The organism is Pantoea sp. BRR-3P (genome assembly GCF_039621635.1).
GTDB lineage: Bacteria > Pseudomonadota > Gammaproteobacteria > Enterobacterales > Enterobacteriaceae > Pantoea > Pantoea floridensis.
Window position 1 is genome coordinate 3,575,056 of record NZ_CP155066.1, and the last position, 15,313, is coordinate 3,590,368.

Sequence of the window (15,313 nt, forward strand, 5' to 3'; positions counted from 1 at the left end):
GTGAATTACGCGTAAATTACGCTTCAACAACCGCAAGGATGTCGCTTTCGGAGATGATCAGAACTTCTTCGTTGTCGATTTTCTCGGTCTTAGCACCGTAGCCTTCGCTGAAAATCACCAGATCACCCACTTTCACGTCCAAAGGCTTAACTTCACCGTTTTCCAGGATGCGGCCTTTGCCAACAGCCAGGACTTCACCGCGGGTAGATTTACCGGCAGCTGAACCGGTCAGCACGATGCCGCCCGCTGATTTAGCTTCAACTTCTTTACGCTTGACGATGACGCGATCGTGCAATGGACGAATTTTCATTTGATAGCTCTCCTTTGAGAAGTCCAATCATTCATTTTTTGGGTTAGAACCGGACTGCTTGGCTTCCGGCCTCGTGCTGGAAGAGATAGGGGCAATAAGTGGGCTTTCAAGGGCAAAAAATATAAATATTTTCGTTTCTGCAACAGATGGCGAAAAATGCAGCAAAAAGGCGGCTTGCGCCGCCTTCTTTCGCTTATTGGTCTTTATCGTGACCAATCCGATCTTGATCCTTACGCTCGTATTCACCGTCCACAGTGAATCCCGCATCGGGACCGGCGCCCGGGCCGCGCCATACGCGCAGATGCGGCATCAGCTTCAGCGTCAGATGCTTCTGCACCGGTGGTAGCAGCAGCAATAATCCGAGGAAGTCGGTGAAGAAACCAGGCAACAGCAGCAGGAAGCCGGAGATGATTAACGAAACGCTCTTGGTCATCTCTGCCGCCGGGCTTTCATTGCGCGCCAGCTTCTCCTGCATCAGCCGGAAGTTCTTCATGCCCTGATTCTTCACCAGCGAAACGCCAATCGCCGAGGTAAAAATCACCAGCAGCATGGTGAGCAGCACGCCCAGCGCATGCGCGACCTGAATGAAGATTGAGATTTCAATCCAGGCTAATACGAAAAAAATCAATAACGGTAACCAGCGCACCGAATTCTCCTGTGAGTTGGAGCTGCCCCGCAAATCGCCAGGCAGCAGAAAGGGTTGGTCTGCAAGACCGTATGGATAGAGATGGGCATCTGAACGGGCAATTTCAACCGAACCTGCCATTTTTTTCCCACTGACTTAAAATTGCGAAGTACATCACATATCGTTATTACCGCTGGGCCTGCAAATGCCCGTAAAGTGATCTGTGCACAAACAATTCTGTAACATCAGAATATGATCGTGCCCGTCAGCGCGAAGATGGATAATATGTCGGCGCTGACATTCCACGACAATATAATCGCTTCACCTGCACGTTATTTGCCGCCCGTCCAACCGGACGCCCGGTAGTAACAAGGCAGCAATAATAAGAAGGTAATCATGGCGAACAACATTCGTATCGAAGAAGACCTGTTAGGCATGCGCGAAGTTCCAGCAGATGCTTACTACGGTGTTCATACTCTGCGTGCGATTGAAAACTTCTATATTAGTAATAATAAAATCAGTGACATACCGGAATTTGTTCGCGGTATGGTCATGGTGAAGAAAGCAGCCGCGCTCGCCAACAAAGAGCTGCAAACCATTCCCCGCAACATCGCAAACACCATTATCCAGGCGTGTGATGAGGTGCTGAATAACGGCAAATGCATGGATCAGTTCCCGGTTGACGTCTATCAGGGCGGCGCGGGCACCTCGGTTAACATGAACACCAATGAAGTGCTGGCCAACATCGGTCTGGAGCTGATGGGCCACCAGAAGGGTGAATATCAGTATCTTAATCCCAACGATCACGTGAATAAGTGTCAATCGACCAATGATGCTTATCCAACCGGTTTCCGCATCGCGGTTTATGCTTCGATCCTAAAACTGCTCGATGGCATCAACCAGCTGAGCGAAGGCTTCCAGCGTAAGGCCGTCGAATTCGAAAACATCCTGAAAATGGGCCGCACCCAGTTGCAGGATGCGGTGCCGATGACGCTGGGCCAGGAGTTCCACGCGTTTAACGTGCTGCTGAATGAAGAGACGCGCAGTATTCTGCGTACCGCCGAACTGTTGCTGGAAGTGAACCTTGGCGCAACGGCAATCGGTACTCGCCTGAACACACCGGATGGCTATCAGCAGCTGGCGGTACAGCGTCTGGCGGAAGTGAGCAATCTGCCGGTGGTGCCGGCAGAAGATCTGATTGAAGCCACCTCCGACTGCGGTGCCTATGTGATGGTCCACTCTGCGCTGAAACGTCTGGCGGTGAAACTGTCGAAAATCTGTAACGACCTGCGCCTGCTCTCCTCCGGTCCACGCGCTGGCCTGAATGAAATCAACCTGCCCGAACTGCAGGCCGGTTCTTCCATCATGCCCGCCAAAGTGAACCCGGTCGTACCAGAAGTAGTGAATCAGGTGTGCTTTAAAGTGATTGGTAACGACATCACCGTCACCATGGCATCTGAAGCCGGTCAGCTGCAGCTGAACGTGATGGAGCCGGTCATTGGCCAGGCCTTGTTCGAATCGATCAGCATTCTGACCAACGCCTGCTTCAACCTGCTGGAAAAATGCGTTAACGGCATCACCGCGAACAAAGCGGTATGTGAAGCCTACGTGTTTAACTCAATCGGTATTGTTACTTACCTCAACCCGTATATTGGCCACCATAACGGCGATATCGTGGGTAAGATTTGTGCCGAAACCGGTAAAAGCGTGCGGGAAGTGGTGCTGGAGCGCGGCCTGCTGACCGAAGCGGAGCTGGACGATATTTTCTCTATCCAGAACCTGATGTATCCGGTTTATAAAGCGAAACGTTACACCGACGAAAACGAACAGTAATCCGCTCCAGATCACGTTGCCAAAAGCACGCCCGTATACAATGCGGCGTGCTTTTTTCATTTTGGCGGCAACAATATTAAGAGCTTCGGTGTGTCCGCGGCTCAGGGAGCGGAACGAATGGTAATAGTAGAGTTGATGATTGTGCTGCTGGCGATCTGGCTCGGTGCGCGACTGGGCGGCATCGGCATTGGTTTCGCGGGCGGCTTGGGTGTGCTGGCGCTGACGCTGTTTTGCGGCCTTAAACCCGGTGCCATCCCGTTTGATGTGATCGAAATAATCATGGCAGTCATTGCGGCGATCGCGGCGATGCAGATCGCCGGCGGCCTGGATTATCTGGTGGGATTAGCAGAACGCCTGCTGCGTCGCCATCCCCGCTACGTTACCTTCCTTGCGCCGCTGGTGACCTATGTCATGACGCTGCTGGCTGGCACCGGCCACACCGCTTTCTCCACCTTGCCGGTGATTGCCGAAGTAGCAAAAGAGCAAGGCGTGCGCCCTTCTCGTCCGCTGTCGATTGCCGTCGTTGCTTCGCAAATCGCCATCACCGCCTCGCCGCTTTCGGCTGCGGTGGTGTTTTTCGCTTCCGTCCTCGAGCCACACGGCGTGAGTTATCTGGCGCTGCTCGGCGTAGCGCTGCCGTCAACCATGGCGGCAATCTTCTGTGCTGCCGTCATCACCAGCTTCCTTGGCAAAGAGCTCAAAGAGGATGAGGTGTATCAGGCGCGTTTAGCAAAGGGCGAGGTGAAGCTACGCGGTGAGCAGGTTTACCACCTCAAACCCGGGGCGAAACGCGCAGTGCTATTGTTCCTGATCGGTATCGCCGCGGTGGTACTGTATGCCACGGCGATCAGCGACAGCGTTGGGCTGATCAGCAATCCCGTGCTGCCGCGCAACGAAGCTATCGTGGTATTTATGCTCACCGTTGCCACGCTGATTTGCCTGACCTGCAAAGTCGATACCGGTGAAATTCTCAGCGCCAGCACCTTTAAATCCGGCATGAGCGCCTGTATCTGCGTGATGGGTGTGGCCTGGCTGGGCGATACCTTTGTTAAAGCGCATTTGGCCGATATCCAAACCCTGGCCGGCGATATGTTGCAAAGTTATCCGTGGATGCTGGCGCTGGTGCTGTTCTTTGCCGCCACGCTGCTCTATTCGCAAGCCGCGACCACCAAAGCCTTAATGCCCGCCGCGCTGATGCTTGGTGTGTCGCCGCTGGCGGCGGTGGCTTCGTTTGCTGCGGTATCCGCGCTGTTCGTGCTGCCAACCTACCCGACGCTGCTGGCGGCGGTGGAAATGGATGACACGGGCTCAACCCGTATCGGCAAGTTTGTGTTCAATCACTCCTTTATTATCCCCGGCGTGTTGGCGATTGCCTTCTCGGTGGCGTTTGGCTTCCTGTTCGGCAGCCTGATCCTGTAGCGCCGTTACATCCTGAAAACCTCGTGGCGAGGCGGCCGTGCTATCATCGCGGCTTATTCGCCACCGGAGCTGATTCATTCGTTATGGCTGCACGACTCTTTCGCCTTGCCGGCTTTTGCCTGGCGCTGGTCTTCTGCCTTCCGGCACAAGCCTCACTCTTCCCATCCAACAACAACAGCCGCTTTGTACCGGTCGATCAGGCCTTTGCCTTTGATTTCAGCCAGCAGGGAAATCAGTTGACGCTAAGCTGGAAGGTGAAGGATGGCTACTATCTTTATCGCCAGCAAATCCACGTCACGCCGCACAAGGCGCAGATTTCTCCCCTTAGCTTGCCGCCGGGCCAGCCGCACGAAGATGAGTTCTACGGCAAAAGTGAAATCTATCCGCAGGATCTGCAGCTGCCGATCACCCTGCGCCAGGCCGATGCAGGTGCGACCGTCACCGTGACGTATCAAGGCTGCGCTGCCGCTGGATTTTGTTATCCCCCCGAAACCCGCAGTGTGCCGCTAAGTGCAGTGGCCGCCAATCAGGATGCGCCCGCAGCCAGCGCGCAGCCAACGAATCACAGCACGCCGCTGCCGTTCTCCCCGCTGTGGGCGCTGTTGATTGGTGTTGGCGTGGCCTTCACGCCGTGCGTGCTGCCGATGTATCCGCTGATCTCCAGCATCATTTTGGGTGGCCCGCGCCGTTATTCCATGGGACGGCTGTTTGCGCTGGCGATGGTCTACGTGCAGGGCATGGCGCTGACGTACACCGTGCTCGGCATGGTGGTCGCGGCAGCGGGGTTACGCTTCCAGGCGGCGCTACAGCATCCTTACGTCTTGATTGGCTTATCGGCGCTGTTCATCGTGCTGGCGCTGTCGATGTTTGGCTTGTTCTCGCTGCAGTTGCCTTCCAGCCTGCAAACCCGCCTCACCCTGTGGAGCAATCGTCAGCAAGGCGGGTCGCTGCCGGGCGTGTTTATGATGGGGGCTTTGGCAGGTTTGATCTGTTCGCCCTGCACCACCGCGCCGCTTAGCGCCATTCTGCTGTATATCGCACAGAGCGGAAATCTGTGGGCCGGTGCCGGCACGCTGTGGCTTTACGCCTTCGGCATGGGCCTGCCGCTGATTGCCGTGACGATGTTTGGCAACAAGCTGCTGCCGAAAAGTGGGCCGTGGATGCAAACGGTGAAAGAGGGCTTTGGCTTTGTGATTCTGGCGCTGCCGGTTTTTCTGCTGGAACGAGTCATTGGCGATATGTGGGGCTTACGTCTGTGGAGCCTGCTCGGCGTGGCGTTTTTCGCCTGGGCATTCAGCCTCAGCCTGCGGGCGACCGGCAAATGGCGGGTGCTGCAGATCATCATGCTGGCCGCTGCGCTCGTCAGCGCTCGCCCCTTACAGGATTGGGCATTTGGCAGCGGCAGTAGCGCGCAAGCCGTGGCGCATCTGCCGTTCCACACCATCAGCAGCAGCGATCAGCTCGAGAGCGCGCTACAGCAGGCGCAGGGCCGCATCACCATGGTCGATTTGTATGCCGACTGGTGCGTCGCCTGCAAGGAGTTCGAGAAATACACCTTTAGCGACGATGGCGTGCGTAGCGCGCTGAGCCAGGTGCAGCTGCTGCAGGCCAATGTCACCGCCAACAACGCGCAGGACAATGCGCTGCTTCAGCATCTGCAGGTGTTAGGCTTGCCGACCATTCTGTTCTTCGATGCGCAAGGCAACGAGATTCCCGATTCGCGTGTTACCGGCTTCCTTAACGCCGCCGATTTCCGTGCGCATTTGCACAATGTGTCGCGTTAAACGACACTGTCTGCAGGACACTGCCCGTTCGTCCTCGAGCGGGCCCGCATTCCAGAGGAGAGTCACTTGCAACGTGAACAAATACTCGAGCATGCGCTGAATGTGCTCGAACAGAGCGGCCTGGCCGCCACCACGTCCTTAGCGCAGCTGGCGGGCGAAAGCGGCCTTGAAGCGGAGCAGCTCACGCGCTTCTGGCCCGATAGTGACGCCCTGCTCTACGACGCATTGCGCTATCACGGCCAGCAAATTGATAGCTGGCGCCGCCAGGTTCAACTCAATGACCATCTCAGCGCCGAACAAAAGCTGTTGGCGCGCTACGAAGTGCTAAGCGAATACGTTAGCAAAGGCCGCTTTCCGGGCTGTTTGTTTATCGCCGCCTGTAGTTTCTACCCGCAGCCCGATCAGCCCGTCCATCAGTTAGCCGAACAGCAAAAACGCAGCTCCTGGCAGTTTACCCATGAAATTCTGGTCGATTTAGCGCTGGATAATCCCACCATGGTGGCCGATCAGATGGAGTTGATTCTGGAAGGTTGCCTGAGCAAACTGCTGGTGAAACGCAACGTACAGGATGTGGAAACGGCGCGCCGCTTAGCGGAAGATGTGCTCGGCATTGCGCTGTGTCGTCAGAATGGCGCACTGGCGTAGCCTTTTTATCCATCTTGTCTGAAAAGCCAGCAATCAATCACGATTGCTACGTTTTTTTGACGAAAGCCGTTGACGGCTGTGAGCCATTAGGGTTTAATGCGCCCCGTTGCCCGGATAGCTCAGTCGGTAGAGCAGGGGATTGAAAATCCCCGTGTCCGTGGTTCGATTCCGCGTCCGGGCACCAACATTTAGAAAACCCAGCTTATGGCTGGGTTTTTGCTTTTCTGCGCCTGCCAGTTTTTCTCGACAACTCTTCCCCTCTCTCTTAAAACATTCCATCATTCGGCATTAATTATTTCTATATTTTCACTCTGCCAATATTTTTAATCTATCTGACCATAATAAAATCCAATAAAATTAATTATCAGCAGGTTAAATAACACTAAAATATTAATTCGTGATCCTGATTTTGTTAGCCGTAACATGCGATAGCCATCTCTCACCCAATCACATAAGCTTTTCATTAACCCGCTGATTCAGCGTGTTAGCGCCCGACATGTCCTCTAAAAAATAAAATAATAAGCAATTTTATTTTCCATTTAAATTACCCGTTAAATATCGCCAAACACGTTTCTAACAGGAGAATAAATATGAGCGCAGGAAACCGAATCTATTTACGTCGTCCCACCGATGCCGAACCGCTGCTGGAAGCATTCCGTTGTTTACCGGCTGCGGTGGTAGCCGATTGCATGAGCCGCTTACCCGCACTCTCGGCCGAGATCAGTCTGAAAACCGCGCCGCGCCAGCCAGTGATGTGCGGCCTGGCCGTTACGGTCAAAGCCCGCTCTGGCGACAACCTGATGCTGCACAAAGCGTTAGACATGGCGGGCCGTAACGATGTGATCATCCTGTCGAATGAAGGCGATCGCAGCCAGTCATTGATGGGTGAAGTAATGGCGACCTACGCCAAACAACGCGGCATGGAAGGCATTGTCTTGGATGGTCCGGTACGCGATATCGAAGGGTTATCCCGCATGGATTTCCCGATCTACGCCGCAGGCCACACGCCGGGCGGTCCGTTCAAGGATGGCCCGGGGGAAATCAACGTGCCAATTGCCTGCGGCAAAATCCACGTCTCCCCAGGCGATATTGTGCTGGGCGACGCAGATGGCGTGATTGTCATTCCACGCCAGGATGCGGCGCGCATTCTCGAAGCCGCGCAGGCTTATCTCATTGTTGATGAACAGAACTTTGAACTGGCGAAAACCGGCGCGCTGGAGCGCAGCTGGCTGGCGGAAACGCTGCGCAGCAAGCAGGTTGAAATCATTGATGATGTGTTTCGTTAACGCAATGCCAATGTTTCCCCCTTGTAGGGTGCGCATTCCTGCGCACCCTGCCGCAATACGCACCTTGCTAAGGCGTACTGCTCACCATCGCCAATTTACGCTGGCGATTCTCACGCCACACCGCGAAAATGCCGGCCAGCGCCACCACTGACGCCCCCAACAAGGTCGTGCTGCCCGGTAAACTATGCAGAAAAAGATAGCCAATCAGCATCGACCACACCAGCGTGGTGTAATCGAACGGCGCCAGCAGCGAGGCATCAGCGTAGCGCAGGCTCAGCGTGACCAGGATCTGCGCCAGGCCACCAAACAAGCCGCAGCCCACCAGCAATAACAGCTGCAACGCATTGGGTGTGGTCCAGCCGAACAGCGCCGTTGCCAGGCCGATAAGGGTGGTCATCAGCGAGAAATAGAACACAATCGCACCGGGCTTCTCAATGCCGTTGAGAAAACGGATCTGCACGTTAGAGGTGGCCGAACAGAGGGCCGCAAGCAATGCAAACGCCACGCCGAGGCTGGCTGTTGCGTCGCGGGTGCCGCCAGAGAAGAGTGCCCCGCTGGCACTCAAACTTGATGAGAGCATGATCACAATGCCTGATAACCCCACCACCACCGCTACCCAGCGCGACATCCGCACCCGCTCTTTAAGCAGCATCGCCGCCAAAATGACCGTAAACAGCGGTGCTGCGTAGCTCAGCGCCGTCGCATCGGCCAGCGAGATATACACCAGCGCCAGATAGTTAAAATACATGCCGCCGGTGCCGGAGAAACCGCGAATAAAGTGGCCAAACAGGTTACGCGTTTTGAGATTTTCCAGCACCTTACCCTGCGCTTTTAGCCATATCAACAGCGGAAACAGGGCGATAAAACTGCGGAAAAAAATCACTTCACCGGTAGGGATCGCGCCGTTCAATCCTTTTACACACGCCAGCATCAATGTGGCGCACAGCGCAGCCAAAATCTTCAGTAACACGCCTAATCGGGCATTCATGCTTCTCTATTCTCTCTACCACGTGCAATCGGCGGGACTGCCGAGAGGACATGCGTGCAGCGTGGCGAGAAAAGTGTGCGCTGGATAACACTTTTTCGCTCTGCCTGAATAGAAAGAACTTATGTCCCCGTGGTCATATTTTTTCGCTATCGCATAACAGGGTTTCCCTCTTTTTCGTCTGAAAACAAAGCCGATATAGTCCAGAACAGCGAGAACGCAGGCGCTCCGTCCCGGTGACGCCGTGGTATTCATCATTGAGGAAGTTCACATGACCATGAAAAGACCTACCACCATCGGGCTGGCACTGCTGCCGCTGCTGGCTATTTCGGCTGCGCATGCAGACATGATGGCGAACATCAAATCCAGCGGCGAGCTGAAGTGCGCCGTCTATTCAGACGTCCCGCCCTTCTCTTCTCCGGACCCGAAAACGCGTCAGCTGGCGGGGATGGATATCGATCTGTGTAACGCGCTGGCGAAGCAGATGAACGTCAAGCTGACGCTGGTGCCCACCTCAGTTGAAGCGCGCATTGCGGTAATCGCCACTGGCCGCGCCGATGTGCTGATCGCCAACCTTGCCTACACCAAAACGCGCGGCAACCAGATTCAGTTCAGCGATCCCTATTACGTCGCCAAAGAGATGCTGCTGGTCAAAGCGCCTTTGGCCGATAAGCCGCTGAGCTACTTCCAGGGCAAACGTATCAGCGCCACCAAAGGCACCACCTCTGAGCAGTCGATCCATATCAAAGGCGGCAAAGCCGTCACCTTCCAGGATTCGGCGTCTGCCTTCCTCGCGCTCGAGCAGAATAAATCAGTGGGCTTCGTCACCAACACCATGACCGGTATCAAAACCATTGCGCAGGCGAAAAAGGACGGTATCAATCTGGCGATGATCAAGGAACCGATGGCGCTGGAGCCGATTGGTATCGGCATGAAGCGTGACGAACCGGCGTTGCTGGCCAGCGTCAACAGCAGCCTGAAGGCGATGGACGATGATGGCACCATCGACAAGATTTGGGACACCTGGATCGGTCCGAATACGGAGTACAAAATGGTGCGCGAAGAGCGCGTGCAGCCGCTCGCCAGTCTGAAATTTGAACCGCTGGAATAACCATGCCCGTGATGTCGCACTCTGCGGTCCCGTCCGCCAGCGCCCCTGCGTTGGCTTGCTCCTCTGACATTAAGCTCTCGACCATTGGCGCACGCGCCTGGCTGGTGGAAGCGCCGGGTGGATTCGATCTTCCGGCACAGCGCCGCATCTGGTCACTGGCGCGTCTGCTGCACGCCGATGAAGCGATTGAAGCGCTGATCCCCGGCGTCACCAATCTGCTGGTGCTGTTCCGCCATATTCCCCTTGATGAAAACGCTGTGCGCAAGCAATTGCATGCTGCCTGGGATCAGGCGCAGGCCATTAGCCCGCAGGGAAAACTGATTGAAATTCCGGTGCATTACGGCGGTGAACACGCCACCGATCTTGCTGCCGTGTGTCATCACACCGGATTATCCCCCCGTGAGGTTGTGCGCCTGCATCACCAGAGCGAATATACGGTGTTTGCACTGGGCAGCGCACCGGGCTTTGGCTATCTGCATGGCTTAGATCCGCAACTGGCGACGCCGCGCAAGAAAGTACCGTCGCTGAGCATGTTGAAAGGCACCGTCACCATCGGCGGCGCGCAGGCGGGCGTCTCGGCGTTGACCGGCCCAAACGGCTGGAACGCCATTGGGTTTGCCGAGTTAACGGTATTTGATCCACTGGCGGATTCCCCTGCGCTGATGGCGCCGGGCGATCGTATCCGTTTTCTGCCGCAGAGGATTGAGCTGTGATTGAGATCGAACAGAGCGGTGCGCTGAATACAGTCCAGGATCTTGGACGCTTCAACTTCCGCCACATGGGCGTATCGGTGAGCGGCGCCATGGATGCGCTGGCGCTGCGCGCTGGCAATCTGTTACTGGGCAACGATGAGAACGCAGCGGCGCTTGAAGTGCAGCTGTTCCCCTTTCGCATGCGTTTTCTGCAGGACAGCAGCATCACGGTGACCGGTGCCGATTGCCGCGCCACGCTGGATGGTACGCCGCTGCCGCCATGGTGGGGCTGCGGCGTGCGCGCCGGACAGGTACTGGAGCTGCGCTATCCACGCAGCGGCGCGCGTGGCTATGTGTGTGTCGCCGGCGGGATTGATGTGCCGCTGGTGCTCGGCTCGCGCAGTACCGCGCTGCGCGGCGGTTTCGGGGGTGTTGATGGACGCCCGCTGCAGCGTGGCGATCGGCTGGCGCTGGGCGAAAGCCGCGTCCCGCCGCTGCCGGTAAGCGGCATCGGAATTGAGCCGCCGGACAGCGCGCTGCATGCGCATTTTCCGCGTAACAGCGCCGGTGACATTCAGCTGCGCGCCATTCCGTCCGGCGAATATGCGCTGTTCGCCGCCGATGCCGCACGTTTCTGGCAGCAGTCGTGGCAAGTCTCCAATCAAAGCAATCGCACCGGCTATCGGCTGGCGGGCGCGCCCATTTTCCCCTCTGAAACCATTGAGATGCGATCCTATGGGCTGATCCCCGGCATTGTGCAGGTGCCGCCGGGGGGAGAACCGATTATCCAGCTGAGCGATGCCAACACCGCTGGCGGTTATCCGAAGATCGCCGGAGTGATCGAGCAGGATCTGTGGCGACTGGGCCAGGTGCTGCCGGGTCAATCGATCCAGCTGATCCAGAGCGATGCGCGCGAAGCGATCGCCATCGAACAGGAAGTGGCACGCTGGCTGAATCGGCTGCGCCTCAGCTGCCAGCCACTGCGTAGAGCGCTAACCGTTTAATCCGCACAAGGAACCCTAAGCATGAAGATTGATGTCAATTCCGATATGGGTGAAGGCTTCGGCGTTTATCAGCTGTGCGATGACGCCGCGCTGATGCAAGTGGTGTCATCGGCCAATATTGCCTGCGGCTTCCACGCAGGCGATCCGGCGATCATGACCAACATGGTGCGGCTGGCGAAAGAGCATGGCGTCGGCATTGGCGCACATCCAGGGCTGCCCGATCGTCAGGGTTTTGGCCGCCGCGAGCTGCCATTTAGCAGCGAAGAGATTTGCCAGCAGGTGGCGTATCAGCTCGGTGCACTTACGGCGATTGCCCGCGCGGAAGGCACGCACGTGTCGCACCTAAGCTTCCACGCCGCGATGGGCAACCTCGTCAACCGCGACGCCGCGCTGGCGCAACAGGTGATGGAATTAGTGGCGCGCATCAATAGCGATCTGATCGTCTTTGCTCAACCTGATACGCTCATCGAAGCCGCCGCGCAGGCCGCAGGCCTGAAAACGCTCACGCTATTTCTGGCGGACCGCGCTTATGACGCGCAAGGTCTTCTGGTGCCACGCGGCATTGCCGGTGCGGTGATCAAAGAGGAAGCCGCGCTGCGCGCCCGCGTGCGTCAGTTTTTGCAGCACGGCACGGTCACGACGATAGAAGGCGAGGAGGTTGCCATACGCGCGCGTTCGATTCTGGTTCACAGCGACACGCCCGGTTCACTGACGCTCGCCACCATTGTGCGCAGCGAAATTGAAGCCAGCGGCCATCAGGTCGCCCCGGCCGCACAAGTGTTAGCGCAATAACCCGAAATTTGTACATGGTATTTCGTAGGGTGCGCATTTATGCGCACCTGGTCGCCATGAATGGCGACCCTACGAGGTGATAGGTAGTGTCGTCATGCATGACGACCAGGACATTAAACGCAGCCTTCGCAAAACGCCGCTATGCGATCGCATCCCGTCTCTAATCGTTCCATGCTCGTTGCATACGACAACCGAATAAACGGGCTCATACCGTACGCCGCGCCCTGCACTGTCACCACGTGCTGCTCCTCAATTAACGCCAGCACAAAATCCGCGTCATTCGCGATCAGCCGACCACCGGCGCTGGTTTTGCCAAGGTATCCGGCGATATTGACGAACAGATAAAACGCCCCCTGCGGCCTGTGGCAGCGCAGACCATCAATCGAGGTCAGACGCTCCAGCACGTAGTCACGGCGCTCACGATAGATATGTGCACGCTCCTGCAACAGATCCTGTGGACCTGCCAGCACCGCCACCGCTGCCGCCTGCGTTAAGGTACAGACGCCGCCGCTGTTCTGTGTATTAACGTTGCTCATCGCGTTAATCAACGGCGCCGGACCGCCACAGAAGCCCAGGCGCCAGCCGGTCATCGAATAGGCTTTCGACACACCATTCACCGTCAGCACGCGGTCAAACAGGCGCGGCTCAACCTGCGCCAGCGTGTAGAAGCGCACCTCGTCATAAATCAGGTGCTCATAGATATCGTCGGTCATGATCCACACCTGCGGATGGCGCAGCAGCACCTCGCCCAGCGCTTGCAGCTCCGCTTTGGTCGCCACCGAACCGGTTGGGTTACTCGGATAGTTGAGCAGCAGCCATTTGGTCTTGTCGGTGATGGCGGCATCGAGATCGGCAGGCAGCGGTTTAAAGCCGTTCTCCTGCGCACACGGCAGCGCCACCGGAATGCCACCAGCGAATTTGACGATATCGGCATAGCTGATCCATGACGGCGTGGGGATCACCACTTCGTCGCCCGGATTGATGGTCGCCATGATGGCGTTAAAGATGATCTGCTTGGCGCCACCGGCGGTGAGGATCTGGCTGACGTCATAATCCAGCTGATTATCGCGTTTGAATTTCAGCTGGATCGCCTTGCGCAGCGCAGGGGTGCCATCCGTGGGCGGATAGCGCGTATCGCCGCCGCGCGCAGCGGCGTAAGCCGCGTCAATCGCATGCGGCGGCGTGGGGAAATCGGGTTCGCCAGTGGAAAGCGCCACCACATCAATCCCCTGCGCGGCGAGATCGCGCGCTTTTTGGGTCATGGCAACGGAGGCAGAAACGGTGACATTCTTTAATCTATCGGCTATCTCGGGCATGAGTTAATCCTGGCTCAGTGTCAGCATGAACGGTCCGCAGCAAGCCGCAGACACGACGTTTAACAGAGAATAGGTTTTTGCCCGAAGCGGCGGTTAATAGTGCTTTGTTGTGGTGATATAACACAAAGCGATGACTGAACCGACCGCACACTTTTGCCATAAAGGTCGCGCGCCTGATAGGAAAATGGGCGGCAGGTCACGCGCCAGCGCCTGACGCAATGTTAATAGAGTGTTACTTTTAGGGGCTGATTACCGTGCGCACCGGCAGGTTGATACCGCCCATCATCGACAAATCTAATGGGTAACTCGCACCATACCAGTGCACAGGTGGCTGTTCAGCACGCGCCGTCACGGCGACTCGTCAACTCAGCACCAGCCTTAGGAGGCACTGTGGCTCTACCCTCCTGTCTGAGTTCTATCGCGAAAGCTTATTTTGGCATCAACTTTGCTTAATAACCGATATGCGTTCTGTTGGAGGAAGTGTCCATGAATCTTCGTCGCCTCAAGTACTTTGTTAAAATTGTTGATGTAGGCAGCCTGACTCAGGCCGCCGATATTTTGCATATTGCCCAACCTGCGCTCAGCCAGCAGCTGGCTACGCTGGAAGGGGAAGTGAATCAGCAACTGCTCATTCGTACCAAGCGCGGCGTGACGCCGACCGAAGCGGGTAAAACGCTCTATTCCCACGCGCAGGCCATTTTGCGCCAGTGCGAGCAGGCACAAAGCGCCATTGAGCTGGTGGGCGCGTCGCTGAGCGGCAGCGTTTCGGTCGGCTTAGCGCCGGGCACCGCTGCGCAAAATCTTGCCCTGCCGCTGATGATGGAAGTGCAGCAGCAGCATCCCGGCATTGTGCTCTATTTCAATGAGAACTTCGGCACCACGCTGAGCGAGCTGATCATGAACGGCCGCATGGACATGGCGGTGATTTATGATCATCGCACCATCCACGGGCTGCGCTTTATGCCGCTGATGAAAGAGGATCTCTACTTCGTCTGTCCGTTCAGCCTCGCGCAGCCGGTAAAAGAGATCCCGCTGGCGCAGGTAGCGCAGTACGATCTGTTCCTGCCGCGCGTCTACAACATCATGCGCAAAGTGCTCGACGATGCCTTTGTGCATAACAATCTGCAGTATCGCGTGAAATGCGAGATCGAATCACAAACGACGCTGAATGCCGCGCTCAGCGCCGGTCTCGGTACCACCATCATGCCGGAATCCGCCGCCCGGGCGATGCTGAAAAGCGGCGATGCGTGGATGGCGAAGATCGTCGATCCGGATGTGCAGGTTTCGCTGTCGTTCTGCATGTCGGATCACCTGCCGCTGTCGCAGCCGGCTGAAGCGGTGAAATCAATCCTGCTGTCGCTGATGTCACGCCGCAACGTCGAGAATTATCCGCTGACGCTGGTGGGATAAGACCCGCTTATTGCCGTAAAGCGAAACCCTCTTACTGCCCGTTGAACGAACGCGCTAGATTACGATTTTGCCCGCAGCGGCGGGCATGTTCGCTTTGACGG

Annotated in this window: 14 protein-coding genes and 1 tRNA gene; 11 read left to right on the forward strand and 4 right to left on the reverse strand. The window is 56.7% G+C overall.

What is annotated here, in order from left to right; all coding sequences use genetic code 11:
- Window positions 1–16: 16 nt before the first annotated feature.
- Entirely contained in the window at window positions 17–310 is a 294-nt protein-coding gene (locus tag AAGR08_RS16600; RefSeq protein ID WP_008104420.1) for a co-chaperone GroES, read from the reverse strand.
- 193 nt (window positions 311–503) lie between these two features.
- Window positions 504–956 carry an FxsA family protein gene (locus AAGR08_RS16605; RefSeq protein ID WP_176519199.1) on the reverse strand — a complete coding sequence of 151 codons (453 nt, stop codon included), beginning with the start codon at window positions 954–956 and terminating at the stop codon, window positions 504–506.
- 375 nt (window positions 957–1,331) lie between these two features.
- On the opposite strand from AAGR08_RS16605, the gene aspA reads away from it, so the two are divergent.
- The 6 genes from aspA to AAGR08_RS16635 all read left to right on the forward strand — a co-directional run bounded on the left by aspA (window position 1,332) and on the right by AAGR08_RS16635 (window position 7,902).
- Window positions 1,332–2,768 carry an aspartate ammonia-lyase gene (gene aspA, locus AAGR08_RS16610; RefSeq protein ID WP_097095133.1) on the forward strand — a complete coding sequence of 479 codons (1,437 nt, stop codon included), beginning with the start codon at window positions 1,332–1,334 and terminating at the stop codon, window positions 2,766–2,768.
- Window positions 2,769–2,885: 117 nt separating this feature from the next.
- Complete coding sequence (locus AAGR08_RS16615; RefSeq protein ID WP_345827380.1) at window positions 2,886–4,187, forward strand: anaerobic C4-dicarboxylate transporter; 1,302 nt, start codon at window positions 2,886–2,888, stop codon at window positions 4,185–4,187.
- A gap of 83 nt (window positions 4,188–4,270) precedes the next feature.
- A complete protein-coding gene (locus tag AAGR08_RS16620) occupies window positions 4,271–5,971 on the forward strand; it encodes a protein-disulfide reductase DsbD (protein WP_345827381.1) in 1,701 nt (566 codons plus the stop codon).
- A 66-nt stretch (window positions 5,972–6,037) separates the two neighbouring features.
- The gene (locus AAGR08_RS16625; RefSeq protein ID WP_345827382.1) at window positions 6,038–6,616 is read left to right on the forward strand and encodes a transcriptional regulator; all 579 of its coding nucleotides are present in this window, start codon (window positions 6,038–6,040) and stop codon (window positions 6,614–6,616) included.
- Between the two features lie 108 nt (window positions 6,617–6,724).
- A tRNA-Phe gene (locus AAGR08_RS16630) sits at window positions 6,725–6,800 on the forward strand.
- Window positions 6,801–7,206: 406 nt separating this feature from the next.
- A complete protein-coding gene (locus AAGR08_RS16635) occupies window positions 7,207–7,902 on the forward strand; it encodes an RraA family protein (protein ID WP_345827383.1) in 696 nt (231 codons plus the stop codon).
- Between the two features lie 67 nt (window positions 7,903–7,969).
- On the opposite strand, the gene AAGR08_RS16640 is transcribed toward AAGR08_RS16635, so the two are convergent.
- Window positions 7,970–8,890, reverse strand: coding sequence for a DMT family transporter (locus AAGR08_RS16640; RefSeq protein ID WP_345827384.1), 921 nt, complete (start codon window positions 8,888–8,890; stop codon window positions 7,970–7,972).
- A gap of 268 nt (window positions 8,891–9,158) precedes the next feature.
- Here AAGR08_RS16640 and AAGR08_RS16645 point away from each other — a divergent pair, with 268 nt between their 5' ends.
- The 4 genes from AAGR08_RS16645 to AAGR08_RS16660 are packed head-to-tail and all read left to right on the forward strand — an operon-like array spanning window position 9,159 to window position 12,486.
- The gene (locus AAGR08_RS16645; protein ID WP_097095141.1) at window positions 9,159–9,998 is read left to right on the forward strand and encodes a transporter substrate-binding domain-containing protein; all 840 of its coding nucleotides are present in this window, start codon (window positions 9,159–9,161) and stop codon (window positions 9,996–9,998) included.
- 2 nt (window positions 9,999–10,000) lie between these two features.
- Entirely contained in the window at window positions 10,001–10,711 is a 711-nt protein-coding gene (pxpB, locus tag AAGR08_RS16650) for a 5-oxoprolinase subunit PxpB (protein WP_097095142.1), read from the forward strand.
- The gene (locus AAGR08_RS16655; RefSeq protein ID WP_345827385.1) at window positions 10,708–11,694 is read left to right on the forward strand and encodes a biotin-dependent carboxyltransferase family protein; all 987 of its coding nucleotides are present in this window, start codon (window positions 10,708–10,710) and stop codon (window positions 11,692–11,694) included. Before pxpB ends, AAGR08_RS16655 begins: the two co-directional genes overlap by 4 nt.
- Window positions 11,695–11,715: 21 nt before the next feature.
- Window positions 11,716–12,486 (forward strand): 5-oxoprolinase subunit PxpA, encoded by a 771-nt coding sequence (locus tag AAGR08_RS16660; protein WP_345827386.1) that lies wholly within the window; start codon window positions 11,716–11,718, stop codon window positions 12,484–12,486.
- Between the two features lie 113 nt (window positions 12,487–12,599).
- Here the strand turns inward: AAGR08_RS16660 and AAGR08_RS16665 are convergent, their stop codons facing one another.
- A complete protein-coding gene (locus AAGR08_RS16665; RefSeq protein WP_345827387.1) occupies window positions 12,600–13,802 on the reverse strand; it encodes a pyridoxal phosphate-dependent aminotransferase in 1,203 nt (400 codons plus the stop codon).
- 486 nt (window positions 13,803–14,288) lie between these two features.
- Here AAGR08_RS16665 and nac point away from each other — a divergent pair, with 486 nt between their 5' ends.
- Window positions 14,289–15,212: a nitrogen assimilation transcriptional regulator NAC gene (gene nac / locus AAGR08_RS16670; protein ID WP_097095146.1), complete on the forward strand. Its 924-nt coding sequence runs from the start codon at window positions 14,289–14,291 to the stop codon at window positions 15,210–15,212.
- Window positions 15,213–15,313 lie beyond the last annotated feature (101 nt).